This is a genomic window from Paenibacillus sp. BC26 (genome assembly GCF_900116125.1).
GTDB classification, from domain to species: Bacteria; Bacillota; Bacilli; order Paenibacillales; family Paenibacillaceae; genus Paenibacillus_Z; species Paenibacillus_Z lignilyticus.
In genome coordinates this window covers 2,275,411-2,300,761 of record NZ_FPAD01000001.1, presented here as the reverse complement: position 1 = coordinate 2,300,761, position 25,351 = coordinate 2,275,411, and the positions used below count along the sequence as shown (strand labels likewise).

Annotated in this window: 22 protein-coding genes; 10 read left to right on the top strand and 12 right to left on the bottom strand. The window is 49.1% G+C overall.

What is annotated here, in order from left to right:
- The first annotated feature begins 51 nt into the window (after positions 1-51).
- Positions 52-747 carry an N-acetylmuramoyl-L-alanine amidase family protein gene (locus BM412_RS09935; protein WP_091216992.1) on the top strand — a complete coding sequence of 232 codons (696 nt, stop codon included), beginning with the start codon at positions 52-54 and terminating at the stop codon, positions 745-747.
- 43 nt (positions 748-790) lie between these two features.
- Here BM412_RS09935 and BM412_RS09930 read toward each other — a convergent pair whose 3' ends face one another.
- From BM412_RS09930 to BM412_RS09910, 5 genes are read right to left on the bottom strand one after another with little or no spacing between them, the layout of a single operon-like run.
- Positions 791-1,195, bottom strand: a complete 405-nt coding sequence (locus BM412_RS09930; protein WP_091216989.1) for a DUF350 domain-containing protein — start codon at positions 1,193-1,195, stop codon at positions 791-793.
- Complete coding sequence (locus tag BM412_RS09925; protein WP_371264749.1) at positions 1,188-2,528, bottom strand: glutathionylspermidine synthase family protein; 1,341 nt, start codon at positions 2,526-2,528, stop codon at positions 1,188-1,190. The genes BM412_RS09930 and BM412_RS09925 overlap by 8 nt, the downstream gene beginning before the upstream one ends.
- A gap of 3 nt (positions 2,529-2,531) precedes the next feature.
- Positions 2,532-2,837: a hypothetical protein gene (locus BM412_RS09920; RefSeq protein WP_091216987.1), complete on the bottom strand. Its 306-nt coding sequence runs from the start codon at positions 2,835-2,837 to the stop codon at positions 2,532-2,534.
- Positions 2,838-3,314: a hypothetical protein gene (locus tag BM412_RS09915; RefSeq protein WP_091216984.1), complete on the bottom strand. Its 477-nt coding sequence runs from the start codon at positions 3,312-3,314 to the stop codon at positions 2,838-2,840.
- Complete coding sequence (locus BM412_RS09910; RefSeq protein ID WP_091216982.1) at positions 3,314-4,339, bottom strand: potassium channel family protein; 1,026 nt, start codon at positions 4,337-4,339, stop codon at positions 3,314-3,316. The genes BM412_RS09915 and BM412_RS09910 overlap by 1 nt, the downstream gene beginning before the upstream one ends.
- A gap of 373 nt (positions 4,340-4,712) precedes the next feature.
- Here BM412_RS09910 and pyrH point away from each other — a divergent pair, with 373 nt between their 5' ends.
- Positions 4,713-5,450: a UMP kinase gene (pyrH, locus tag BM412_RS09905; protein WP_091216979.1), complete on the top strand. Its 738-nt coding sequence runs from the start codon at positions 4,713-4,715 to the stop codon at positions 5,448-5,450.
- 90 nt (positions 5,451-5,540) lie between these two features.
- On the opposite strand, the gene BM412_RS32495 is transcribed toward pyrH, so the two are convergent.
- The 4 genes from BM412_RS32495 to BM412_RS09890 form a co-directional block, all read right to left on the bottom strand.
- Positions 5,541-5,663, bottom strand: a complete 123-nt coding sequence (locus tag BM412_RS32495; protein WP_256208255.1) for a hypothetical protein — start codon at positions 5,661-5,663, stop codon at positions 5,541-5,543.
- Between the two features lie 87 nt (positions 5,664-5,750).
- Positions 5,751-7,214 carry a DHA2 family efflux MFS transporter permease subunit gene (locus tag BM412_RS09900; RefSeq protein WP_091216977.1) on the bottom strand — a complete coding sequence of 488 codons (1,464 nt, stop codon included), beginning with the start codon at positions 7,212-7,214 and terminating at the stop codon, positions 5,751-5,753.
- Between the two features lie 119 nt (positions 7,215-7,333).
- Entirely contained in the window at positions 7,334-7,948 is a 615-nt protein-coding gene (locus tag BM412_RS09895; RefSeq protein WP_091216976.1) for a thymidine kinase, read from the bottom strand.
- A 145-nt stretch (positions 7,949-8,093) separates the two neighbouring features.
- Positions 8,094-8,381, bottom strand: coding sequence for a hypothetical protein (locus tag BM412_RS09890; RefSeq protein ID WP_090975602.1), 288 nt, complete (start codon positions 8,379-8,381; stop codon positions 8,094-8,096).
- A gap of 170 nt (positions 8,382-8,551) precedes the next feature.
- On the opposite strand from BM412_RS09890, the gene BM412_RS09885 reads away from it, so the two are divergent.
- The 5 genes from BM412_RS09885 to BM412_RS09865 all read left to right on the top strand — a co-directional run bounded on the left by BM412_RS09885 (position 8,552) and on the right by BM412_RS09865 (position 15,321).
- Positions 8,552-9,652 carry a threonine aldolase family protein gene (locus tag BM412_RS09885; protein ID WP_091216973.1) on the top strand — a complete coding sequence of 367 codons (1,101 nt, stop codon included), beginning with the start codon at positions 8,552-8,554 and terminating at the stop codon, positions 9,650-9,652.
- A 141-nt stretch (positions 9,653-9,793) separates the two neighbouring features.
- On the top strand, positions 9,794-11,362 hold the full coding sequence (locus BM412_RS09880) for a spore germination protein (RefSeq protein WP_091216971.1): 1,569 nt from the start codon (positions 9,794-9,796) through the stop codon (positions 11,360-11,362).
- A complete protein-coding gene (locus BM412_RS09875) occupies positions 11,359-12,471 on the top strand; it encodes a GerAB/ArcD/ProY family transporter (protein ID WP_091216969.1) in 1,113 nt (370 codons plus the stop codon). Before BM412_RS09880 ends, BM412_RS09875 begins: the two co-directional genes overlap by 4 nt.
- The gene (locus BM412_RS09870) at positions 12,468-13,592 is read left to right on the top strand and encodes a Ger(x)C family spore germination protein (RefSeq protein ID WP_091216966.1); all 1,125 of its coding nucleotides are present in this window, start codon (positions 12,468-12,470) and stop codon (positions 13,590-13,592) included. Before BM412_RS09875 ends, BM412_RS09870 begins: the two co-directional genes overlap by 4 nt.
- A 172-nt stretch (positions 13,593-13,764) precedes the next feature.
- Positions 13,765-15,321, top strand: a complete 1,557-nt coding sequence (locus BM412_RS09865) for an ABC-F family ATP-binding cassette domain-containing protein (protein WP_091216964.1) — start codon at positions 13,765-13,767, stop codon at positions 15,319-15,321.
- 67 nt (positions 15,322-15,388) lie between these two features.
- On the opposite strand, the gene BM412_RS09860 is transcribed toward BM412_RS09865, so the two are convergent.
- Positions 15,389-17,224: an ABC transporter substrate-binding protein gene (locus BM412_RS09860; protein WP_091216961.1), complete on the bottom strand. Its 1,836-nt coding sequence runs from the start codon at positions 17,222-17,224 to the stop codon at positions 15,389-15,391.
- A gap of 139 nt (positions 17,225-17,363) precedes the next feature.
- Here BM412_RS09860 and BM412_RS09855 point away from each other — a divergent pair, with 139 nt between their 5' ends.
- From BM412_RS09855 to BM412_RS09845, 3 genes are all read left to right on the top strand, one after another.
- The gene (locus BM412_RS09855) at positions 17,364-18,908 is read left to right on the top strand and encodes a DUF4153 domain-containing protein (protein ID WP_177245744.1); all 1,545 of its coding nucleotides are present in this window, start codon (positions 17,364-17,366) and stop codon (positions 18,906-18,908) included.
- A 1,089-nt stretch (positions 18,909-19,997) separates the two neighbouring features.
- Positions 19,998-21,041: a multicopper oxidase domain-containing protein gene (locus BM412_RS09850; protein WP_091216957.1), complete on the top strand. Its 1,044-nt coding sequence runs from the start codon at positions 19,998-20,000 to the stop codon at positions 21,039-21,041.
- A 15-nt stretch (positions 21,042-21,056) separates the two neighbouring features.
- Entirely contained in the window at positions 21,057-22,256 is a 1,200-nt protein-coding gene (locus BM412_RS09845; RefSeq protein ID WP_091216954.1) for a ZIP family metal transporter, read from the top strand.
- Between the two features lie 123 nt (positions 22,257-22,379).
- Here the strand turns inward: BM412_RS09845 and BM412_RS09840 are convergent, their stop codons facing one another.
- Complete coding sequence (locus tag BM412_RS09840; protein WP_091216952.1) at positions 22,380-23,861, bottom strand: glycoside hydrolase family protein; 1,482 nt, start codon at positions 23,859-23,861, stop codon at positions 22,380-22,382.
- A gap of 205 nt (positions 23,862-24,066) precedes the next feature.
- A complete protein-coding gene (locus BM412_RS09835; protein ID WP_091216948.1) occupies positions 24,067-24,978 on the bottom strand; it encodes an AraC family transcriptional regulator in 912 nt (303 codons plus the stop codon).
- Positions 24,979-25,351: the final 373 nt, after the last annotated feature.

The window sequence follows — 25,351 nt, the reverse complement described above, 5'->3', positions numbered from 1 at the left end:
TGGTATGGTAGTGGAGCATCAAGATGCAAACGTAAGGAGGACGTTTCTGAAATGAGAAGGCGAAAGAAGAAATCCCCCGGCACTGCCTTGCTTGCCTTAATCGTCTTTGCCGCGGCTTTATTCATAGTCCAAGCCCATAATCGTGCCAATGGATCAAGCGATAATCACGCAGCGGCAGGTGAGCCGATCGTCGCAAGCCAGAACCTGCTGCTTGCCGGCAAAACGATTGTATTGGATGCCGGACATGGCGGGAAAGACGCCGGTTCGATCGGACAACAAGGAACGTTTGAGAAGGATGTCACTTTGCAGACGGTTCTTCACATTCGGGACGAGCTGGTGAAGAGAACGGGAGCTAAAGTAATCCTGACCCGCCCGGACGACGAAACCGTATCTCTGGACGAACGCGTGGAAGTTGCAAATAATTCGAACGCAGATGTGTTTATCAGTATTCATTACGACGCTTTCGAATCCAATGATGTAGCGGGGATGACAACGTACTATTACAACGAAGCGGATAGCGGACTTGCCGAGCTTATGCATAGCGAGCTGGTGAAATCTATTGATGCCAAGGATCGCGGCGTGAAGGTGGGCAATTATCAAGTCATTCGCGAGAATACGAGACCGGCGCTGCTGCTTGAGCTTGGATATATTTCGAATCAAGCCGAGGAAGAACGGATGCTGTCAGCCGCCTTCCAGGAAACGGTATCGAGTGCGATTGCATCGGGAATTATCGATTATCTATCCTAATAGAAAGCGGCACAAGTGATGAGCACTTGTGCCGCTTTTGTCATTACATCAGGAATGTGCCGATTACGATCGACGATCCCAGAATGATAGCGCGGAGCAGCTGAGCAACCGATTTGTTGCCTTTGGCAATCTCTTCGCAAACGTTAAGTTTAGGCGTAAGGAAATCAAATAGGACATAGACGAGACAGAGAAGGAGGATGCCAATTCCCGACCAGATGAGCATTGCCTCCCAATCATGGGAGCTGTACGATACCATTGCAACGATGATGCCAAGTCCAAGCAGCTTGCTGCCCATGTAAATGCCTGCAGCCTCATTGCCTTTTCTAATTTCCTCCCAATCATTGAACCGGGTCAGCTTGCTAAATACGAATGATCCAACCAGCAGTGCCGCGAGCAAAATAAGAATCCCAATTCCTACGTTCAACAGATCATTTCCAAAGTTATTCACGCCTTGATCCTCCTTGGGTTGTGTATGTAATTGCTGCCGGACAATAATAAGCCATATCGCCGGTAATTTTACCGCCTATACGCGGGAGTAAGCCGGCGTAGCGTCCGCCGATGACATAGGCTCCGGTAAGCAGATAACCATCGAATGAACCTTCTTCCGTCTCTACATGAGCTTCTTGCATAGGGAACATGTGCTGATAGATCTTAGGCTGGTTGTCGTAATAATCTTGAACTTCGAGGACATCCGCTTCCTCATGACCCCATTCCGCTTGTTTGAACTGCCCTTCGCCATCATAGAGTGAGGTACCTTTGCCTTCTCGTCCCCAATATCCTTTGGCTACATAAGGTGTACCGGCTTGCACGAACGGAGCTGCTTCATAATAGGTCGGAAGCAGGTAACGGTCTATATCCTCGATGTCGGTTCCATCGAAGAGGGTGAACCCGACAAACTCCTCGGTTTGATCTCTACGCGCGTAGAGCGACCAAATAAGCGCCATAAACCCTTTGCTCTGTGTAATGATGCTCTGAGCCGGATTGATCAGCCCGAGCTTGCCTTCTTCAACTAGTTGAATCAGCGCTTCGCCTATCGGCATGTTGCCTTGTTCTTCGTCTGTATCATGAATTAGATATTCAAGTGGATACAGACGGTATAACACCGCAATACGTCGGCCGCCGGCATAGAGTCCGTCGCCGGGGATGATTTCAAGCTCTTCGAGAGGAACATATAGCGTTTCGTATCCCAGCTCATTGACGGCCTGCATCAAATACTCGGTATTCGTACGATCCTCGAGATGCCAGCCATAACTGGAAAATACGATCGGACCAGAGAGACCTTGTTCGGCATAATGACGAATCAACCGGTCGAAGGCAGTCTGAATTTCCTTGCGCATGCCGATTGAAGCTGCTGTAAACGTGGTATAAGTATGAATGAGCTGCTCGGCCAAGTAAGCTGTTTCGGGAATGCCCGTTGGCGTATCCGTGTTATTCTCGATACATTTCATGCCGTGTTCATTAATGATCCAATCTTGCCTGGAAACGCCATGATACGGAACTTGCATGCGTGCTGCAGATAAAAGAGCGGGATGAAGTCCTAATTGCTGAACGAGAAACTCATCGGGCAAATATTGTTGGGCGAAACGCAGTACTTTCCGGTAAATGCGGTCTACTGATTCGGAAGCGGCTTGAATTGCGCCTGCTTCTTCGGGTTGAAACAGCGTTATGGCCGGAAGACAGTACTGTTTGCCATTCATCCGATGATAGGGGATACGCTGGGCAATCTCGCCGCTGAATATCTCATCATGGTCCCCGTCAAGCTGCACAATCCGGTTCATCATGCCTTAACCTCCGCTGCCGTGGCTGCCGCTGCTGCCAAACCCCTTGAAGGAGCCGGAGCTGCTGCCAGAGCCTTTGACAACGCCGGAGCTGCTGCTTGAACCATCCGAGTTGTAAGTCGGGTTCTTGGTCGTTGAACCGCCGCTAGAGTAATAGGTGCCGCCCGAACTGCCGTAATAACCATCATCACAATCCTCGTAATTCGGGTCGCAATTATAGCTGGAGCTGGTGTTGCATCCGCTAAGTGCGACAGGCACGGCAAGTAATAACGCGAATTTCAACAGTTTGGTAGGCGTTATTTCGTCTTTCATCTAAACGTGAACCTCCTTCATATACAATACGACTTTATTGCGGTCATCATCGAGCACGGAATATAAGGACTCGAAGGTGCGATTCTGCTTCACCAAATAATGATCGAGGAGCAGCCTGGCGATATCTTGAGATCCCGTCGTTCGGACCAGCTGCTCGCCTAAGTCGAAATTTCGTCCGTTCCAATAGAGAAACTCGGTTTCCAGAAACACAGATCGGTCACAACGCTCAAGCAGCGCCGGCTTAACTTCCGCTCCATAGCCGTCCAGATCGCTGGGTTGGAACGAAGACGCATAGATATGATGGACGCCGGTATCTTCGGATTCATGGGAGCTGTGGTGGAGCAGCCTATTCTGGATGACCGTTGCATTAACAAGCTTACGGACGAATAGCTCATCCGTATCGAGCGAATATTGTTTGAGCGTTCGTACTACCCGCTGTGTGGATTCATCCCATTCTTGATAACAAATCGTATGCATTAAGCGCGCACTCCCTTGGTAATAGTCTGGTAGACATCGACATCACAGACGACGAAGAGCTTGGCGTTCGCAGGAATCGGAGCGTTCAGCTTCGTGTTGATGGACATATCTCCGCGGTCTGAGATCAATGTCGCGCCTTGTTTTAAGAGAGAGAGGAAGGCATCCTCATACGTCTTCCACTCCGGTGAGACGGGTATAGGGAACACATCGGCACCATGCTGGCGACTCAGCAACTGGGTGAAGATTTCCACGCTGCCATCATTCAGTGCGGATCGAACCGCCAGTCTGGCAACGGCATCGTGAGAGAGTACAAATTCATTCACTTTGACATGTTTGAAATTGTGGATATGCTTCTCAAGCATGATCTCAACGGTCGTATGGACCTGAGGAGCGATACTTTCAATACTAGATGCAATCAGCAGTGATTTTCCGTCGACCAGCGAAGATTCATCGATGCGATAGTCAGCGAAGATGATGGCTGCTTGCGCGCTGGCAATGCCGGCTCTCTCCAGAATGTCGCCGGAGCTTGGATCGCCGCTGACAAAGTGAACATTGTGATGCTCGTAGGGATGTTGATCGATGGCATCAATAATCACGATATGAGTGGTAGGAGAGATGGATAGCAGCTCATCAACCGCGTATCTGGCCTTCTTGCTCCAATTAATGAAAATGACGTGCTGTTTACCGGAATAGGTCAACTTCCCAGCTCTCCTTTGTCGATGATATTGTGACACCGAATCGATAATTTTGCCGATTATCAAGCTTAGTAAGCCGATTCCAAACACATAAATAAATAGAGTAAGCAACTTGCCTGCGAACGTATGCGCAAAATAATCGCCGTACCCGACTGTTGCCATCGTGGTCATTACCCAGTAGAGGGCATTGAACCAGGTTTCGAATGTTTCAGGCTCCAGCCAGTAGGCTAACGTTGAGAGGATGAGCAGGAAGGCAATGAAAAGAATGGCAATAGCTGAGTTCTTAAGCCTTAGCAGCTTTAACGACAGCGTGTGCAGAAACAGTGGCATGCAAGGATCCTCCTTCTCCGGTCAGGCGTCGCAAGGCACTGTCAACCCGCGAAGCCCTTTACAATAGTACACTATTTCAGTTCATACGAGAACCATATCCATAGGTGTCAATTTATTGAAAAATGAACAGAACGATACAGTTCCAAAGTCGGTTATTTAGGTCAGACATGAGCATAAATGTTTATTGTTTATTAAGGTTGGTTTCCTATATAATCAAGTTTAGTAAAGGAAGGGAGGCGACGCTTCATGCTGATCAGACAACAACAAGTTCCAGTAGAGCGTGATGCGTCGATATCCTTTCCAATTTCATATGTGATCCGCAAACACTAAGGCATTTGCTTTAGTGTTTTATTTTTGTCCAAGGAGGATTGTAATGAGCACATACAAGAGGGTACTGATCAAGTTAAGCGGCGGAGCCGTTGCGGGAAGCAGCGAGTTTGGGTTTGATCCGGGCAGGCTGGAGCATATCGCAGGTGAGATATTGTCGGTCGTGAGCAAAGGTGTCGAGGTATCCTTGGTTATTGGCGGAGGCAACATCTTCAGAGGCAATATGGCGGAGAGCTGGGGCATTGAGCGCGCGGAAGCCGATAATATCGGTACACTTGCAACGGTAGTGAACAGTTTAATGCTAAGAGGCGTGTTGAAGGCAAAATGCAGCAACGAAGTGCGCGTGATGACAGCCATTCCGCTCACCTCCGTCGCAGAGCCCTATATCCGGCTGCGAGCGATTCATCATTTGGAGAAAGGGTATATCGTCATCTTCGCCGGCGGCAATGGCCAGCCCTATGTGACAACTGACTATCCTTCTGTGCAACGTGCTATTGAGGTGAATTGCGATGCCTTATTTGTTGCGAAGCAAGGGGTGGACGGTGTATATGAAGCAGATCCGAAGAAGTATAGGGACGCGAGGAAATTCCAATCGCTTCACTATAACGATGTGGTCAAGAATGACTTGCGGGTCATGGATCAGTCTGCGTTTCTGCTCGCGCGAGACTACAAGCTCCCGATTCATGTGTTCAATTTCGATGAGCCGGGCTCCATGGCTGCGATATGCGAAGGTGAATCGATCGGTACAGCCATTAACGGCGAATCCGTCATGACCTTTGCTTAATCCAAGTGGACCGTTAATCCGGGCATGATAAAAGGCTGTCTCAGAAGTGCGAAATCGCACGATCGAGACAGCCTTCTCTTCTTCAATGACTCAGCAGCTGTTACCTTGAGACTTGTTGTCGCTCTCTTCCGAGAGCTTCTCTCCGTATTGATCCAGACGTCCCGGATGGGAGGCCGGACCTTTCTTCTTCGGTTTGCTGTTTCGACCTGTCATGGTAATGCTCACCTCCGTCATCCATAAGATGAGCGGAGAGAGCTGAAATCATTCACCTAGGGGGAATTAACGGTTGGACGGCGATGATTAGCCCATATCTACGGCATGCGCCGGAGCTTGAACCCCGTTTGCTTGAGGTCGTTTCAAGGTGACGGCGAGCAGCAGACCGAAGATAGCCAGCCCGGCAAGCGCTAAGTACGTATCGTGGAAGCCGTGTGCCATCGCATCGGGCATCGGTTTCTCCCCTTCAGCAACATGATGCGTTGTACGGCTGACGATTAATGTCGTTAATCCTGCGACCGCAAACGATGTAACGACTTGTTGTGCGGCGCTCGTAAGCGACGTAACCCTGCTGACCAAATTGCTTGGCGCAGATTGAATGAGATGCGTATTCAGAGCTAGGAAAGACAAGCCCATTCCCATTCCGAGCATGGCGCGGGGAAGAAGGAACATCACTGCACTGTCGGACGGATCGATGCGCGAGATGAGGAATGCGCCAACCGCAACAATCGACAAGCCGGTGACAACCAGCGGACGGGCGCCGATTTTGTCATATAAGCGGCCTCCGATCGGCATAAACAGTCCTGCGGCAATCGCTTGCGGCAGTGTCCACATGCCGGCATGGAACGCGCTCATGCCCATAAGCTCCTGCATGAAGTAAGGGACGGTAAAGATAATCCCGAACATTACAAATTGCAGGACCCACTGGACGATAATGCCTCGTGTGAACAATGGGGAGCGGAATACACGAAGCTCCAGGAGCGGTTCTTTCTTACGTTTCAATTCAACGATGATAAAGAGAATGAGCGATACCGAACCAACGACGAGACCGATGATGGTCTTGTCAGACGTCCAGCTTGCAGAACCTTCGCTAAGTCCATATGACAAGCCGGCAAATGCAAGCGGTCCGAGCAGAATGCCCAACATATCAAGGGAAGTGAAAGCTTTCTTCGGCAGCTTCGGCAGCAAGGTTACACATAGGATGACGCCAAGTATGCCGATCGGAACGTTGATGAAGAAGATCCATTCCCAAGCGACATAATCGACTAAATACCCAGAAACGATCGGGCCGAGTGCAGGCGCCAGCAGAATCGGCATTCCCATGAGGCCCATGATGGAGCCTGCTTTCTCGGGAGGACTGAGCTGGTACGTCATCGCGAATGCGATCGGAAGCACCATACCGCCGCCGAGTCCTTGCAGAACGCGGAACATAATCAGCTGCTCTGCTGTCGTTGCCAGTGCGCACAACACCGATCCGACTGTAAACAGAATGAGGGAAATGATGAAAATTTGCTTCGAGCCGAACCGATCTGTCATCCAGCCGGCCAGCGGGATGACGGCTGCTTGAGCCAGCGCATAACCGGTAACGGTCCACTGCACGGTGCTCAGCGTGCTGTCGAAATCTTTCACAAGAACAGGGATGGCTACATTGACAGCGGTACTGTCAAGGATAACCATGAAGATGCCGACAATAATGGCGAGCAGCGGGCCAACAAGTTGTCGCATGGTGGTAAACGGGATAACAGGTGATTCTTTACGTGCAGCGCTCATGGCAGCCTCCTTGAATACTTTTTTAACCTACTTTTACCACTTTACTTTCCTCTTATTGGCTTGTCAAAAAGGGGCTTAAAATAACAAAAGAGAGGCTAAAATCGCCTCTCCGCGTCTTCTTATTCGGTTTCGGACTCCGGCTCAACCTCGCGGAAAGCTTGATTGTAGCAGCGTCTGCAAACCGGCTTATAATCTTCATTACCGCCGATCTGGATTTGTTCACCCGCGTTAACCGGCTGACCATCGCGAAAGCGGATAACCATCGTAGCTTTGCGGTCGCAGAACCAGCAGATCGTCTTGATCTCTTCGATCTTATCGGCTTGCACCAGCAGGTTGTAACTGCCTTCAAACAACTGATTCTGGAAGTCGTTCTTCAGTCCGAACGCCATAACCGGGATGTTCAACTCGTCAACGACTTGCGTGAGCTCTAGGATATGATGTTTCTTCAGAAATTGAGCTTCATCGATAAGGACGCAATAAATTTTGTTAGGACCGGATGAGGTAGATAAATGCGACTTGACGCTTTCATATAGGTTCGTGTGCTCGTCGACCGGAATGGCAGCCCGCTCGAAGCCTACTCGCGAGCCGACCAGCTCTGCGCCGTCTCTTGCACTGAAAGAAGGGGAATAGATGAGAACCTGCTTGCCTTGTTCCTCGTAGTTGTGGGCAACTTTAATAATTTCGAATGATTTCCCACTGTTCATCGTGCCATATTTGTAATAGAGCTGTGCCATCTGAATCTCTCCTAAGCAATATCGTCCTTTACTTATTTAACATATTTAACTGAAAGTGACAAGCCTGTTTTACAAACGAAACAGGCTGCCGGACGGTGCCGGCAGCCTGCAAGAAATGCGGGCAATGGAGCTACTGCTGTAGCGATTACATTTTTCCTTTTAGGTCCATGAGATACTTGAATACAACTCCGAATGCACCGACGTAGTAAGCGGTCAACATCATCCAGCCCCAGTGATCGAGAGACTGCATGTTCGCAAACATGAATAACGGCAATACAAAGTAAACCATGTCTTTGAGATACCCAAGTACAAAATCGGTGGAAAATGTGCCTGACTTCATCATTTTGAACATATCCATTAAGAAGTTCAGGCCCATAAATCCAAGTACTGCCCACATCGAGTAGAGCATCCAGTCTGTGAGTGCAAATGTCATTAGAATCACCTCCCCTAAAGAAAGAAGAGTTGTTGCATACGTTATCATATGAGGCATGGACGATATGCGTACTGGGGCAACGCTCATTTTTGGGGCGAGCAATGTTCGGAAAGCTTGAAGTGATACCGCCCGAACGAGTACAATATGACAACAGCAATTGAAGGAGATGGATGATCCGCATGACGGCATTACTAGAGGCTTTTAACCAAACTACCTACCCGGTTACCGGTCACAGCAAGTATACGGTGCAGATTTTACTGGAAGCATTTCGCGGTATGGACGGCAGCGCGGATAGCGACGTATATGGCAACGGGAAACTGATTGAGGACTTTCAACGGAAGATGGCCGACTTTCTGGGCAAAGAATCCGCCGTATTCTTCCCGAGCGGAACGATGGCTCAACAAATCGCGCTGCGCATCTGGAGCGATGAGCTCGGAAACAAGAAGGTCGCCTATCATCCGCTTTGCCATCTTGAAATTCACGAGAAGGACGGCTTGAAGGAACTGCATCATTTGGAGCCGATTCTGCTTGCGGACAAAGATCGCCTGATTACACTGGATGATGTAGTGAACATGAAAGAAAATATCTCTTGTTTGCTGCTGGAGCTGCCGCAGCGCGAGATCGGCGGTCAGCTGCCTACCTTTGAAGAGTTGGAATCCATCGCGTCACATTGTCGCGAGCGCGGGATCAAGCTGCATCTGGACGGGGCCAGACTGTTCGAAATCTTGCCGTATTACGGCAAGTCGGCTGCTGAGGTATGCGCATTGTTCGATAGTGTGTACATATCGTTTTACAAAGGAATCGGAGGTATTGCAGGGGCGATCTTAGCCGGAGGAGAGGCTTTTACCGAGCAATCCAAGATTTGGAAAAGACGCCATGGCGGCGATCTGATAAGCCTGTATCCGTATATCGTTAGCAGCGACTATTATTTCGAGCAGCGAGTAGCGAAGATGGGGCATTATCACGAGTCCGCGGTTGAGCTGGCACAGCTCTATAACGAATGCGAAGGGCTGAAGACGAACCCGGAATTCCCGGTGTCGAATATGTTCCACGTTCACGCTGCCATTGCGAAAGACAAATTAGAGCCGATTTTCTTAGAGCTCTACAAGGAGACAGGAATTGGACTCACAAGATATATTAATGTCGTTAATGATTCATTAAGCGCATACGAGGTTAGCCTTGGCGACCGTTATGACCAGATTCCTAAGGCACAACTCAAAGAAGCGTTTGATTTGCTAAAGCAGAAATTGCAAGCTATCGTCGTCGATTAGACTTCATCGCAGTACAGAAGAAGACAGGCCGTCCATATGGACAGCCTGTCTTCTTCTGCATTCATCCTGCGGTATATTTGCTAACAGCTAATGGCAAAATATGAAATACGATCAAGTCAGAAGCGAATGCTGAGGTGCGCCATGGAGTTCTTCCTTCGATTATTCAAATTTCTCAATCGCCGCCATATTCAGTCCTTCCAAGCCATGAAAGAAGACCATACTCCAGCACGCGGTGAACTACAAAGCAGCTTAAAGGCAAATGTCGATTCGATCATCGCGATTTTTAGCAAAGCTCCTGACCTTGTCATTCGGTCTTTCTATTATAAGCAGACTGAAAGTCAGGCCGTTCTTGTGTATTTGTCAGGATTGGCAGACAAGAATTCCATCAACAATAACGTGCTGAATCAGCTGATGTTTGAGTCCGTCGATATTAACAGAGGCATTAGCGGTAAAAGCGTTCTTCCCGTTACGCTAGGCGACATTCGCACACTGAGCAGCTTGCAGCATGTTGAGAATGCGGTTCTTCAAGGTCAAAGCGTCTTTATCATGGACGGTCAGCTGCAAGCGTATGCCTTTGATACGCAGGGATGGCCGCAGCGCGCAATTACCGATTCACAAGTAGAAGCTTCCCTTAAAGGTGCTCACCAAGGGTTTATTGAGACTGCAGGCTTAAATATCGCGCTGATTCGCCGTTATATAAGCAGCAGAGAGCTGAAGATTAAAGAGCTGCATATCGGTTCCAGAGTACCCTGCAAAGTGTCGGTTCTATATCTGGAGGATGTCACCCATCCTGATTTAGTACAGGAAATGGAGAAAAGATTAACCTCATTACATGTTGATTGCATTCTAAATACCGGTGAACTGGCAGAACTGATCGAAGATAATCCGTTCTCGCTGCTGCCGCAGTTTATTACCACGGAACGACCGGATACCGCAGCCTCGCAAATCTTACAGGGTCGCATTTGCGTTGTCGTCGACCGCTCGTCAAGTGTATTAATTGCCCCTGCCAGCATTGCCGCGTTCTTTCAGGGCATTGATGATTACAGCACGCGCTGGCCAATTGCCAGTTTCTTACGTATGCTGCGGTTCTTTGCTTGTATAATCGCCGCCTTCTTGCCTGGTATCTATATTGCCTGCATTTCATTTAATCACGAGGTGATCCCGCTCGATCTGATCCTTTCCATCGGACAATTTCGGGCAGCGGTCCCGTTTCCGCCGTTCATCGAAGCCTTTATTATGGAGCTTATGCTTGAAATGCTTCGCGAAGCCGGAGTCCGTTTACCGGCTCCTGTCGGCCAAACAGTCGGGATCGTTGGCGGTATCGTAATTGGTCAAGGTGCCGTGCAAGCCGGGATCGTAAGTAATTTGATGGTCGTCGTCGTTGCGTCAACCGCCGTTGCTTCGTTTATTTTGCCGAATTACGATATGGCTGCATCGATCAGGCTTATCCGATTTCCGGTTATGATCATCGCGTCGATGTTCGGCATGATTGGCATCATTGCAGCATTTATGGTGCTCGTCGCTCATGTAATCAACTTGAAATCGCTTGGAGAACCATACAGCACACCAATTGCGCCTTTACGCATGGGGGATTGGAAGGACGTATTTATCCGCCTTCCCTTGTGGAACATGCTGAAGAGACCAAGGAGCGTGCGATCGCTGCAGAAGAACAGAATGGGGTTAAACCGCCTTGAAGGTGATGAGGAATGACTGGATTTAGCATGAAGGCTAACAAAGCGAACTCGATAACGCTGCTTCAATTTATCGTCATCATCCATAGTACGCAGCTTGGGGTTGGCGTCATCTCCATGCCTCGCGATCTGGCTAAGACGGCGGGGACGGATGGCTGGATCGCCCTCATTCTCGGGTATGCGATGTCTGTGATTGCGAGTATCATCATCATTCAAATTATGAAGAAACATCCGAATGGCACGATCATCGATTTGATCTCACATTTTTTCGGCAAATTTGTCGGACATCTGATGTCACTCGTATTTGGCATCTACATGTGCTTGTTTGCCTATTTGATTCTGGATCGTATGGTCCTGTTAATCCGCAGCTGGATCATGCAGCAATCGCAGGATTATGTGCTGATGCTGCTCTTTGTCGTTCCTGCTTACATGATTGTGAAAGGCGGCATTCGCATTCTTGCGCGATACGCGGAGGTTGTGATTATGTGCTCTCTATGGATGCCAATTGTCCTATTAACGCTGTTCCATGAGGCTCATTGGCTGAATATGCTTCCTATTCTCAAAGATGGTTGGATGCCCGTACTGCAGACCGTGAATACGACGGTCATCTCATTTCTGGGATTCGAGGCGGCATTCTTTATCTACCCCCATTTGGAAAACAAAAAGAAAGCTACGTTTGGCATCATCATCGCAAATACGCTGACTTTACTCGTTTATTTGTACGTGACGATACTCTGCTTCGTTGTGTATAGTCCGGATGAAATTCAATATTTTAATGACACGATGCTGACCGTTGTTAAAGTGATCGAATATCGATTCCTGGAACGATTCGATATCGTGATGTTGACCTGTTATTTGCTTGTTATCTCCAAGACCTGGATACCTGCGCTGTATATGACGGTGTATTGCTCCAAGAGGTTGTTCCATATCGGAACCGCAGGTAAACATATCGCGGTACTGCTTGCCGGAATGGTATTGATTACTTATATTTGGGAGCCGGGGTGGAATGCCAGTACGACGATGATCCAATATTTCACTTATTTCGGGATCGTCATGGCTTTTATTTTCCCGCTCTGTTTGTGGGGGATCTTGTCCGTCATGACAAGTTTCCCTAGGTGGAACAAATGAGTCGGTTCTATCGCGTTGCCTTGCTGTTTCTCATGCTGACTCTCGTCTTAACGAGCTGCAAAGATCGTCTTGATCTTGAGAATATTACACTCGTGCTCATGATGGGCATCGATTTGGACGAGGATAATAATCTGGTCATCTTCTCCTCATCTCCTGTCTTCAGCAAGGAAGCAAAGAAGAAGAACGAGACGACGAAAGTGCAAGCGATCACGAGCCGACAAGCTAGAGGAGAGTTTGAAGCTCGCGTATCCGCTCTTATCAGCAATGGGAAACTGCAGAATATTTTGATCGGCAGAAAGGTGCTGCAGCACGAAGGATGGATGAATCTGCTCGATGTTTTAATGCGTGATTCGAAATCGAGAATCAATGTAAGAATGATTGCAGTGGACGGACCGGTGGAGGAGGTCATGTTTTTCACGCCGGATGACAAACGAAGGCTTCCTCTGCATATCGCTAAGCTTGTCGATACTGCGCACATGCGCAATCTGGTTGAAAAGACGACCCTTTTCGAATTTGTTCGGCTTGTCTTTGAGAAAGGGGTCACGCCATATGTAACGGAGCTGCACAAAACGCCAAAAGAGGTAGTCGTTACCGGAACGGCGTTGCTTGACGACAAAGGCCTATATCGCGACTCGCTTAATCTGATGGAGAATGAACTGCTGCAGATACTTCAGGATGAGAAGCTGGCGGATTTGACGCTGACCGTTATTTTGGATGATCTAAAGCATAAGAAATCGATTTTCGAAACCAGAGCGGTTAGCTTTTACATTACGAAAGTCATTCAGAAAGTAAAGGTAGACTATATAAGTGATCACTTTCGTTTCGATATCCGATTAAAGCTGCCAGTTCATTTGACGGAGCAGATGTTTCGGCTTAATGCAGAGAAGCACACGAAAGAGCTTGAAACGATGATTAATAAACAGCTAGAGCTGGAAATGACTACACTGGTGAAGAAAATCCAAAAAAACAAATTGGATCCCATTGGATTAGGGCTATATGCACGGGCATATCAATACAAGGCTTGGAAAAAGGTTGAAAATGACTGGGGTGGCGCATTCGCGAAAGCGGAGGTCAACATTCATATCGAAACGACGATCAAGGATCATGGGGAGGTCCAATAGAAGTAAGAATGCCCAAGCGGGGAGGCAGGGATGCGGCCATTACTTGCTTGGGCATCGTTCATTAGCTTTCCAGCGGTTTGTGCCGAAAGAATCGTAAGCGAAATGATTGAGTTGTGAGGCGTCTAACGCTATAATATAACGAGAAAAAAGTCTAACAGAAAAGGTGTCATTCATGAGTATATTAAACGTAGAACGACTGAGCCACGGTTTCGGAGACCGTGCAATCTTCAACGATGTATCTTTCCGCTTGCTTAAGGGAGAGCATATCGGACTTATCGGCGCGAACGGCGAAGGTAAATCCACTTTCATGAATATCATTACCGGCAAACTGCAGCCCGATGACGGGAAAGTCGAATGGTCCAAGCGGATGCGCGTTGGCTATCTCGACCAGCATGCCGTACTGAACAAAGGCATGACGATCCGTGACGTGCTGAAGGGCGCTTTCCAATACTTGTTCGACATGGAACAAGAGATGAACGACATGTACGGCAGAATGGGCGATGTGACGCCCGAAGAGCTGGACCAAATGCTTGAGGATGTCGGAACGATTCAAGATACCCTCACCAATCAGGATTTCTACATGATCGACGCCAAGATTGAGGAAACGGCACGCGGACTTGGTCTGACGGATATCGGTCTGGACAAAGACGTTAACGATCTAAGCGGCGGTCAACGTACGAAAGTACTGCTTGCGAAATTGCTGCTGGAGAAGCCGGATATCCTCTTGTTGGATGAGCCGACGAACTATCTCGACGAACAGCATATCGAGTGGCTGAAGCGTTACCTGCAAGAGTATGAGAATGCCTTCATCCTGATCTCGCATGATATTCCATTCTTGAACAGCGTAATCAACTTGATCTATCACATGGAAAATCAAGAGCTGAATCGTTACGTCGGCGATTACTCGCATTTCCAGCAAGTGCATGAGATGAAGAAACAACAGCTGGAATCCGCGTTCAAACGTCAACAGCAAGAAATCGCGGACTTGAAGGATTTCGTTGCGCGTAATAAAGCAAGCGTAGCTACGCGTAATATGGCCATGTCCAGACAGAAGAAGCTGGATAAGATGGATGTTATCGAGCTGGCGAAGGAGAAGCCGAAGCCGCAATTTAACTTCAAGGATGCCAGAGCTTCAAGCAAGCTGATCTTCGAAGCGAAGGATCTCGTCATCGGATACGACACGCCGTTATCCAGACCGCTTGATCTGCTTATGGAACGCGGTCAGAAGATTGCGCTGGTCGGGGCAAACGGCATCGGAAAGACTACGCTGCTGCGGAGTATTCTTGGCGAAATCACGCCGATTTCCGGTACGGTGCAACGCGGTGAAATCTTGTCGATCGGGTACTTCGAGCAAGAAGCGAAAGACGCGAATTACAATACGTGTATCGATGAAATATGGAATGAGTTCCCTTCCCTGAATCAATTCGAGGTGCGGGCCGCACTGGCGAAATGCGGATTGACTACGAAACATATCGAGAGCAAAATCGCGGTATTAAGCGGCGGCGAGAAGGCGAAAGTACGCCTGTGCAAGCTGATCAACCGCGAGACGAACCTGCTCGTGCTCGATGAGCCTACGAACCACTTGGACGTAGACGCGAAGGATGAGCTCAAACGTGCGCTCAAAGCTTATAAAGGCAGCATTCTGCTGATTTCCCATGAACCTGATTTCTACCGCGATGTTGTAACCGATACTTGGAACTGTGAATCGTGGACGACGAAGGTATTCTAATTGAGCTGCAACAAGTGAAAAGCCGCTCCAAACAGTCATTGACCTGGCTGCTTGGAGCGGCTTTCTTTTATTCCGGCAGATTAGTAAACCAGAGGTCGCGAAAATGTACCCATCCGAGCGATTCCAGCGAAATTCCCCGTATCGAAGGATGGAAGGCGGTTTTGAGATGCTTGCGATACAGGAACATGAGGCTGTGAGCTGCAGTTAGCAGCTGCTCGATCTGACGGAATCGATCTGCTCTGCGCTTGGCATCGGACTCGGACAACAAGTCGGTCAGCAGCTGCTCCAGAATCGCCTGCGTATCCGGCCGCATATGCAGCTGCATGCTCTTGAACAAATCAATGAGTCGCAGCTCGCGGTGCTCGTCCAGCATGATCGCAAACAGCAGCAAATCGGCATGCAAGCGCTCTTCGCCTTTGAATTGTTCAGCGGGAATGAACTTGATCACAAGCGTAATGCCTGCTAACGCGCAAACCTGCTGCACGATTATCGCATCGGCTTCATATTGCGGTATAGTCGCAAGAATGATCGGTTCGCCCTTATAGCCTGCCTCTGCAAGGCGTTGCTGCGCGTCATCCGGAGCCGCTGCGTAAGGATATCCGCTCGTAGAAGACTGAGGCCAGAAGCTGTCGGCAGGCTCGATAACGTCCCCGGAGAGACGTTCTATGATTTCTGCGCGATTAAGCAGCATATCGAACGTTTCGCGCATAACGGCATCTGTAAGAGGGCCTTCACGCAGCTCGTTCACGGTCAGAAACTTGCAAGTCGTACCGGATTGGCGAACCTGCTGCCATTGCTCCGTTGCCGTTTCGGATAAGCGGACGTTATGCATAACCTGGAAGGCCGGCTGCTCTGCTTGTCCGTCCAGCTGTTGCTGCAGCGGCTGAGTCCATACCTCAACGCGGTCCAGAAAGCCCCGTCCTTGAAAGTAAGCAGGGAAGGCCTCCAGCACCATGACCCCATGCTCACGATCTACAAGGCGAAACGGGCCTGTACCGATCGGTTGCAGCCCAAACTCCGTATAGGAGAACCGATCGGAACCATTATGGACCGCTTTCGACGATGGCGAAGCTTCCGGAGCCGGGACAATGGATGCTCGATTCGTAGCCAAGAAGGGGAGAAAAGCTTCATTTCGCTGCTCGAGTACAAATCGAACGGTGCGTTCATCCAACATTTCGATGGAGACGATGCCCCTGTAAACCCAGTTATACAAGCCCCGCGGGGCAAGAGCCTTCAGACGCTCGAAAGTGAATACGACATCGGCTGCGACCATCTCTCGTCCGTGATGAAAGAGGACCCCTTTGCGGAGGTAAAAGGTCCATAAGGTGCGCGTCTTATCGATATCCCATGTATGCGCAAGATGCGGAAGAATGGTCTCGCCTGAAGGATTTATGCGTACAAGCCCGTCGAAGAGCTGATTGACCAGATGTGCTTCTCCGGAGTAATGGATGGAGGCGGGGTCCAGAGAATGAATGGTCTGTGGGAGCGGAAATCGCAGGATGTCCAAGCGACGCTCACCCAATACTTCGGAATGAAAGCCGAACCGTTTCGACAGCCACTCTTGAAACTGTGCTCGCAGCCCCCATGAGCCCTCGCTGTCCATCGCTTGCAAATAGGAGATTGCCACCTGCAAGTCCTGCTTCTGGGCAATTTCTTGCGCTTCCTGCAGCACGATCTCTTCTTTCCTCGCCAGAAATTTCAGGACTGAGCGATTTCCGCGCCCGCGTCTCGGTTCCCAGCTTAACCAGCCTTCACGCTGCATGCGCTGCAGCAGGAGGACCATATTGCGATGCGTGCAATCCAGCGCTGCGGCCAATTCCTGCGTCGTTACTTCATAAGGTTCTTGCTCCTGCAGCTGCGGCAGAGCGCTTCGAAGCGCGATGTAATGCTGCCTCATTTTCATCGTGAGTTCGTCTCCCGACTTAAAATATGAAATTTATTTATGAAATCTTACACTTTTTCTTCTTATTTTATAGGCTACAATAATATAGGAGAAATGTACAATCGTTGCTAATGCATTACACATGTCGGGAGTGAGCCCTTTGAGAGATCCAGCACCATGGCAAAGAAGATATGAGAAGATGGCGCTTTGCTCATTAGCATTTGGGGTGTTCAGTCAGTATTTATTCGTTGGAAATAGTTTGGGGATATCGGTAGCACTGTTTACCTGTGTATTCTATGGCTTGTTCTTCTACGCCATTAAAGGGAGAATTGGCGGATTCGATCAATGGCGCGGACAATCCAAATCAGGCTGGCTGCTGAGTTTGCCGGTCGCGCTTCTGTCGCTCTGCTATATGCTCTTTAACAATGAGCTGTTTCGTTTGCTCAATATTGTTGTATTGCCGGCCCTTGTCGCAGCCCAAACGGTATTGCTTTCACGAAGCAGTACGAAGCCTTGGTTTCGAACTGCATTCTATCAAGACGTGCTTTATTTAAGTCTTATCAAGCCGTTTTCTTACTTCACCGTTCCATTTGGTCTGCTCGCGAATCGTGTTTCTCCTCTGCAAAATAGCGGGGGAAATCCGGGAAGCGGTAAGGTTCGCCGGATTTTGCTCGGTCTCCTTCTCGCGTCACCGCTTCTGATTGTCGTGATCTTGCTGCTCGCTTCGGCGGACCGTATCTTTATGGATTTATTAAACCGATTACCTGAGGTATTCGGCGATTACTCGATTCGCACCTTGTTTACCAGAACAGTACTGGCAGTGTTCATTGCAGTCTTTTCGTTCAGCTATTTATGGACGCTGCTCTTCCGCAGAACGGATGACCAGTGGAGGGATGGCAGTGACGTAGGCTCCGCCGGCGCTCTTACAGCCGCTGGATCTACTGCTGTGAAACAGCAAGCACCGCTTTCACTCGATGCGCTTACAGCCGGTACGCTGCTCATCAGTTTCAACATTGTTTATATTGTTTTCGCAGCGATTCAATTCTCTTATTTATTCGGGGCTGCGAATGGTTTGCTGCCTGATGGTGTTGCCTATGCCGAGTACGCGAGGCAGGGGTTCGCTCAGCTGGTCGTTGTTGCCCTTATTAACCTCGTCTTGCTGCTCAGCGGCCTTCATTTCATTCGAAGAGAGGGGACAGTGGCCGAATGGGTACGTAAGCTCTCTCTTAGCATGCTGGTCGGTTGTACGGTCGTTATGCTGGTATCTGCGTATAGCAGGCTGTCGCTCTATGAATCAGCTTATGGGTATACGCAAACAAGAATACTCGTTCAAGGCTTTATGCTGTTTCTGGGTCTCATCCTCATCGTTTCCTTCATGCGGATCTGGAGTGAGCATTTCTCGTTGGCGAAGGCTTACATAGGACTTGCCGTTACTGCTTATATCATCATTAACTTTGTGAACGTGGATGCGATTATCGCGAAGCAGAACATGATTCGTTACCAGGATACCGGAAAGATCGATATGCAGTATTTGGGATCGCTCTCGACGGATGCTTTTCCTACACTTATCAAGCTGCAGAAAGAAGAACCAGCGCTTGCTGAGGCCATTGAGAATGTGAAGAAAAGCATGCTCGATGAGGCGAATCAGCGTGGCGGGTGGCCGGCTTGGAATATGTCAGTGGCGAGAGTAGTGAATGAGAAATAGTTAGATTATTAATGTGGTTAATTCTATTATTAACGGCATGAAATATTGGAGATGTCAGAGAAAAGTTCGCGAACCGCGGGCTTTTTTTGTTTGCGAAGTGAATGGTTCTCAACTTGGGAATATATAGGAAGTCGAGATGGTGCTTAGAACGTGCATTTATCGCACGATGCCGGCGTGTTGAATATTAGAGAGAGCTGAAGGCGATATGTGGCGGCGGGATGGGGCAGTGAGTTCGATTTTGGCAGTTGGCCGATTGGGGTTGCTTGTGGTAGTTGGATGGGAGTAGTGAGTATCGGATTGTAGCAGCTGGCTGGAGGGGGCAGTGAGTTCCGGTCATGGCAACTAGATGGGCAAAGTTTATTTAAGTTAGAAACATCGGAGTAGCGAATTCGAATGTGGCAGTTGGCCGAATAGGGGTAGCTAGAGTTGGCTTGTGGTAGGTGGGTGGTAATAGTGAGTTTCGGATTGTGGCGAGAAAGTTGGTTTGGGAGCGGCACAAGGGTTCGAAGTATTTGCAGGCTGTAATCTCTAACGAATCGTATAGGTCTTATTTACCCTGAAAATGAGCTGGACAAATTTTAACGAATCGTAGTGGTCTTATTTGATGTGTTTTACGTTTTTTGGAGCTGATTATCCCAATATAAGACCTCTACGATTCGTTAGATTCTCGAAGAGCCGAAATCCTGCCTAATAAGACCTCTACGATTCGTTAGAATCAAGAAGACCGGCCCGACCGACCCGATCGACAAGAAATCCGGATCGATACCACCTTTCGGATCGTCGGCTTGTTTTAAATATTAATATGCCATGCAGCGCAAGAAGCGTACACCAATTCAAGTTGCGAGTTTCGGCATGTGGCATTCGTATTGAAAGGACGCGAACGGTGTGCATCTGTCGCAACGTCGGGTTCTTTTTATTTTGCAGTGAAGAAATTTATGGTTTACAAACGCAGTGGTTCAGCATATATTTAAGTCATTCGAGTTTTGCTCTAGGGAAACATTTTGTCCCTTGTCCACATAAATATTTTTTTAGTTATTTTTTTGCACTCGGAAAACTTAATTTACTTTACGCAAAATAGGAGGTGGCATCATGGCATTTAATCTCAAACGCCCTGTCTCCAGGCGCGATGTACTGAAATGGGGAGCTGCAGGTGTCTTAGGTGCTTTCACCGGAGGCTTATTCAGCCCGGGCTCATTACTGGGAAAGCCGGTCAAGGCGATGACCAAACATGAGGTGCACTCGGCATTAAAGCAGCATAAACATCAGACAATGGCGCATGGATATGATCCCGGCAAAGACCAGACCTATGGTCTGCAAGCCGCGATCAAATCGCTGACAGAATTCGATTACGGGAAAGTAAGTACCCGTGCGGACGGAAAGACAGTACGCGAATATACCATGGTGGCTTCGGATTCGAATGTCGAAATTGCGAAAGGCATCACGTTTCCCGGTTGGACCTATAACGGGACCATTCCCGGACCTACGATCCGCTGCACGGAGGGAGATATCGTTCGGGTGAAGTTCTGGAACGGCTCCTCGCACCCGCATTCGATTCATTTTCACGGCGTGCATCCAACCCGAATGGACGGCATTGAACCGGTTCCCACAGGAACGGAATTTATCTATGAATTTGAAGCCAAACCTGCCGGCATGCATGTGTACCATTGTCATATTCCGCCTTTATCCAAACACATTCATAAGGGACTGTACGGGAATTTCATCGTGGATCCGAAGGTGCCGAGGAAGAAGGCTCGTGAGCTTAATATGGTTATGAATGGCTTCGATCTGGACTTAGACGGGGAGAATGAAATCTACACCGTTAATGGTTATGCTTTCGCATTCCAAGCTTGGCCGATTCCGGTGAAAGCCGGCGAGCTCGTCCGCGTTTACTTAAGCAATTTAACTGAATTTGATCTAATTAACTCCTTCCATCTTCATGCGAACTTCTTTAAGTACTACGAGGTTGGAGCGGACCCGGATGCCAGACCTGTCATGACCGACACCATCATGCAGTGTCAAGGACAGCGCGGAATTCTGGAGATTGTATTCCCGGAACCCGGTCAGTACATGTTCCACGCCCATCAAAGTGAATTTGCAGAGCTTGGCTGGATGGGATTCTTCGATGTCAAATAGGAGGGAGGGGTTAACATGGAGATAAAAGTCGCGAATACCAATAAACAAAAGCCCAGAAGTAAGCTGCTCTGGATATGGGGAGGCGCTCCGCTCATTCTCCTTATTCTGATTATTTACTTCATCTCGACTATAGGAACCGGCATTAAGGATGAGCCTGTCGCGCCGATCGAAGCGCTTAACGTTCAGAAGATCGTGCTCACCGAGGAAGGTTTTACTCTGCATGTGCTGAACACCGGGCCAGAGGAAGTTACGATCGCACAGGTGCTTGTGAATGATGCATTCTGGAATGCGGATTTTCATCCCGGTGCATCAATCGGACGACTCGGTCAAACCGAAATTTTCATTCCTTACGGCTGGGTTGAGGGAGATCCATACGAAATCAAGCTCATTACGACGAACGGATTGATATTCGCAGGTGAAGTGCCTGTTGCCGCGTTGACGCCGGTACCGGATGTTACGCGCATAGCCCAATTTGCCTTGATCGGGTTCTATGTAGGTGTCATTCCCGTTGGATTAGGACTGCTCTGGTTCCCCTTCTTACGTCGATTCTCGCAGCGCGGGATGCAGGCTGTACTGGCTCTCACGGTGGGATTGCTGTTCTTCCTTGTCATTGATACGTTTGAGGAAGGATTTGAATTAGGCGCAGAAGCAGCCGGTATCTTCCAAGGCAACGGTCTCGTTTGGTTCGGCGCACTGCTCAGTTTCTTGTTCCTCGTAGCGATAGATCAAGCCAACGAGCGAAAAGGTGCGGTTAGCGGCAAACAAGTCGCATACAAAATCGCCGGAGGGATCGGAATTCACAATCTCGGCGAAGGTCTTGCCATCGGTGCTGCATTCGCAGCCGGTGAAGCGGCGCTCGGCACCTTCCTCATCATTGGATTTACGCTTCACAACATCACGGAAGGCGTCGGAATTGCCGCTCCGCTGCTGCAAGATCGCCCGACTTGGCGAACATTCGTGGGATTGGCGTTACTCGGCGGAGGACCTGCGATTATCGGAACGTGGACTGGGGGCTTTATTTTCAACGAAGCTTTCGCTGCATTGTTCTTCGGCATTGGCGCAGGTGCGATTCTGCAGGTCATTTACGTGATTAGTAAAATGGTTGTCAGAGAGGCGGGAAAGAGCAACAGAGCAGTGGTGTCCTGGAGCAATCTGGGGAGTCTGTTTCTGGGAATTCTGATTATGTATGTTACGGCATTGTTTGTTAATGTTTGATTGCACGAGCAAACGAGTGACATAAATATAATTATGTAAACCAAACAAAATGGATGAACTAAAAAAACGGTGCACATCACAAAGAAAGGAGAGGCGCAGCCGGCCTCTCCTTATTGTTATCCTCTAGAACACTTGAATGCCATTCGTCGGATCCCACGTCATGTATCCGCCTTGGAAATTTTGTCTCGTGCCTGCCCCATATGCGAATTCATCGCTCGTCGGAAACTGGAGGTAAGTATGGTTTGTGCCCTGCAGGTACGTTTGCCAGAAGCCGTTGCGGACTTGGAATGTCCCGCTGCCGGATGTCATTATAGCGCTCGGTCCGATGCTTCCGCCGTCAAAATCCTGTACATACCCATAGTCCCAATAGTGAACATATGCGCTTCCTCCATTGTCATACGGGGACCCGTTTGTCGCCATCCCGCCGTGGCTGTTGAAATAATTGAGGATGTTTGTATTCGTTGTTCCACCGGACAGCTTGCCTTCGTAGGCCGTAGCATTGCGGAAATTGGTCCAGCCCGTTTTCTTATCCGTAGAGCCGAGTCCGCTGGATTTGAAAATACCATAGCTGAGCGACGGCTCATCTTGGAGGTAGAACCATACGCCGCTTTGTATATACGGCGAGGCTTTCATGACGTTGTAAGCTGTCGTAATATTGGAGGCTTGCACCGCCTCGCTGACGGCATCTGTCGTCCAGCCGATCTCTGTCATGAAGATTTTCTTAGTCGTTCCCGAACCTTCATAGGCTGCGTATGCGCTGTGTACGTAGTTGATGTAATTGTTCAGCTGTGTGGTGGATACGCTGCCGCCTTGATCGATATAGATATGCTGTCCGATATGATCGAGAGGATAGGATCCTGCATTGGATTGAATCCAATTCCAGCTCCCTACGGTCGTGCCTTCATAGTACGTATCGCTAAGATAGTCGGCACCTGAGCCGCCGGAGGAGTAACCAGCAATATCGTGTCCGAATATACCGCCGCTAATGACTTCGACATCGTAGTTGTTGTAGTATTTCATCTGCGTGTAGACGTGGCCCAGCATTGCCGCGAAATTCGAAGGGTAAATGAAGGAACATCCGGTGTACACGCCGGGTGACGGATTCGAGCCCCAGCAATTCGGTTCATTCCAGATTTCCCAATACTTGATGACGCCGTCGTAATGGCCGGCCATCCGTCCGGCTAAGTAGCCGAACTGGTCGATAAAGTTGTTGTAGCCATCTCCTCCGGGCGTATTCTCTGCATTATTATTCGTCCAATCTGACTGGGTACCGGGCCAGGATTCATTAGAAATCAGTCCGATAACTTGAAGCCCTTTGCTTCGCAGCCTATTCACGATCGTATCGTAGGTGCTGTAAAATGCCGCTGTATCCGAGGTGTAGGGACCGAGGCGGAAGTTAAGCCGGACAAATCCCGCTCCACTGTCGGCAAGCGCTTGCGCAACTTGATTCGTAATGAGAATGTTACCGGAATCGTCGATAGGACGTCCGAATTGGATCCCTTGCGGACCGGCTGCCGCAGCTTCGCGGACGCCTATGAAGTTAAAACCTGCGAATACAAGGACGGCGATCATCAGAGCTGCCACCCATTTTGATACTCGTTTCATCACGATACCTCCTTAAAAGTTGAAATCGCTTACACAGTCATTGTATGCGGTCGATTTAGAGATCCCTCCTTTACATTCCGGACCTAATTCGGGAGAGGATTATTGTGACGTATGTGATGTGAAAGAGGCGTTGATATTGTTACAAGTGGATGAGTTTCGCGGTATTTTTGATGTATAGCTTATAATTTTGGGACGATATTCGGTATTAGCAGTGGGTGTTCGCATTCATGCGCTGCTCGCTTGGGGGATAACCGTAGACACGACGGAAGAGCAGACTCAGATAGCTGCCATTCGCAAATCCAATTTCTTGCGCGATTCGATCCAAGGAGTAATCGGACTGTCGCAGCAGATGAATCGCTCGGTTTAAACGGATTTCGGTGAGGTACCGATTCATCGTTTTACCGGTGACAAGTTTAAACATCCGGCCAAGGTGCCGCGGGCTGAAATGCACATGATCGGCGACTTGCTCAAGCGTTATCTGGTGCTGGTAGTTATCTTCAAGGAACAGGATCGTTTCGAGGATGACTTCATAGCCTTGCCGTTTGACGGGCACGGAATAGGTAGCCCGTAAGTCATTACCGGCAAGCATTCTGGCCGTAGAAATAATGACGCCGGCAATCCGGCTCTGTATCGCCGAATAGTAGCCGACAAGTTGACGGTTTGCTTCATCTGCACATGACATGAATAAAGGAATGGCACCGCGGAGGTCGGGGAGACTGCAGTAAACAGGCGTGTTGAATATGTCGAGCAGCTGCTTGGCTTCTTCGAAGGTATGGCGGTCGACATTCTCCTGGACCGTAAATTGACATTGCAAACATAGCTCAGCCATCGGTTCCTGCTGATCGGAGAACTGCGCATGGATGATTTCAGGGCCGGTTAAGTAAAAATGGTGAGGTTCGACGTGGAAAGGGATCTCTTCCATGCGAACGAGCCCCTTACCCGAGGTGATGAAGTGAAATTCATAGGAGGAATGCTTATGTTCGGGTACTTGCCAGCCCGGGCCGGGAGGGACGTAGTTGATTTTGATCACATCGACCTGTAGAGCCCCGATTGCAAGCCGAACAGGCATCCGTTCCAAATTGCGAAAATGTCGTTTGATCGGGTCAAGATCGAGCAAGTCGAACCACCTGCTTTCATCTTCGTTCTAGTACTAGCCTATTCGCGTTTGCCGGTTGACTTGCAGCTAAACTTGTTGTACCTTTAGAATCACATTAAATTGAACGACCGTGATCAAGGATATGCTTTCTTGTTATTCTGTGCCCAGAGAGGGAGTCCCCCGGCTGAGAGACTTCCCGCAGATCCAAGAGCTGCCCAGCCTTGTAGTCGCTGCAAGGAACCTTGCTTTCCGTATTTGCAGCCGGGACCGCCCCGTTATCCGTACAAGAGAGCCGCATTGTTAGACGGCTGAATTTTGGGTGGTACCACGAGCACGCACTCGTCCCTTAACCAGGGATGGGTGCGTGTTTTTTGTATTCTACTGTATGGTGAAA

What these genes read in the sequence shown, in the direction of transcription:
- BM412_RS09895 (WP_091216976.1), bottom strand. Translation starts at nt 7,948, where the DNA reads ATGGCACAGCTCTATTACAAATATGGCACGATGAACAGTGGGAAATCA.
- BM412_RS09860 (WP_091216961.1), bottom strand. Translation starts at nt 17,224, where the DNA reads ATGAAAATGAGGCAGCATTACATCGCGCTTCGAAGCGCTCTGCCGCAG.
- BM412_RS09920 (WP_091216987.1), bottom strand. Translation starts at nt 2,837, where the DNA reads ATGAAAGACGAAATAACGCCTACCAAACTGTTGAAATTCGCGTTATTA.
- pyrH (WP_091216979.1), top strand. Translation starts at nt 4,713, where the DNA reads ATGAGCACATACAAGAGGGTACTGATCAAGTTAAGCGGCGGAGCCGTT.
- BM412_RS09850 (WP_091216957.1), top strand. Translation starts at nt 19,998, where the DNA reads ATGGCATTTAATCTCAAACGCCCTGTCTCCAGGCGCGATGTACTGAAA.
- BM412_RS09935 (WP_091216992.1), top strand. Translation starts at nt 52, where the DNA reads ATGAGAAGGCGAAAGAAGAAATCCCCCGGCACTGCCTTGCTTGCCTTA.
- BM412_RS09870 (WP_091216966.1), top strand. Translation starts at nt 12,468, where the DNA reads ATGAGTCGGTTCTATCGCGTTGCCTTGCTGTTTCTCATGCTGACTCTC.
- BM412_RS09890 (WP_090975602.1), bottom strand. Translation starts at nt 8,381, where the DNA reads ATGACATTTGCACTCACAGACTGGATGCTCTACTCGATGTGGGCAGTA.
- BM412_RS09915 (WP_091216984.1), bottom strand. Translation starts at nt 3,314, where the DNA reads ATGCATACGATTTGTTATCAAGAATGGGATGAATCCACACAGCGGGTA.
- BM412_RS09845 (WP_091216954.1), top strand. Translation starts at nt 21,057, where the DNA reads ATGGAGATAAAAGTCGCGAATACCAATAAACAAAAGCCCAGAAGTAAG.
- BM412_RS09885 (WP_091216973.1), top strand. Translation starts at nt 8,552, where the DNA reads ATGATCCGCATGACGGCATTACTAGAGGCTTTTAACCAAACTACCTAC.
- BM412_RS09900 (WP_091216977.1), bottom strand. Translation starts at nt 7,214, where the DNA reads ATGAGCGCTGCACGTAAAGAATCACCTGTTATCCCGTTTACCACCATG.
- BM412_RS09865 (WP_091216964.1), top strand. Translation starts at nt 13,765, where the DNA reads ATGAGTATATTAAACGTAGAACGACTGAGCCACGGTTTCGGAGACCGT.
- BM412_RS09925 (WP_371264749.1), bottom strand. Translation starts at nt 2,528, where the DNA reads ATGATGAACCGGATTGTGCAGCTTGACGGGGACCATGATGAGATATTC.
- BM412_RS09875 (WP_091216969.1), top strand. Translation starts at nt 11,359, where the DNA reads ATGACTGGATTTAGCATGAAGGCTAACAAAGCGAACTCGATAACGCTG.
- BM412_RS09840 (WP_091216952.1), bottom strand. Translation starts at nt 23,861, where the DNA reads ATGAAACGAGTATCAAAATGGGTGGCAGCTCTGATGATCGCCGTCCTT.
- BM412_RS09910 (WP_091216982.1), bottom strand. Translation starts at nt 4,339, where the DNA reads ATGCCACTGTTTCTGCACACGCTGTCGTTAAAGCTGCTAAGGCTTAAG.
- BM412_RS09880 (WP_091216971.1), top strand. Translation starts at nt 9,794, where the DNA reads ATGGAGTTCTTCCTTCGATTATTCAAATTTCTCAATCGCCGCCATATT.
- BM412_RS32495 (WP_256208255.1), bottom strand. Translation starts at nt 5,663, where the DNA reads ATGACAGGTCGAAACAGCAAACCGAAGAAGAAAGGTCCGGCCTCCCAT.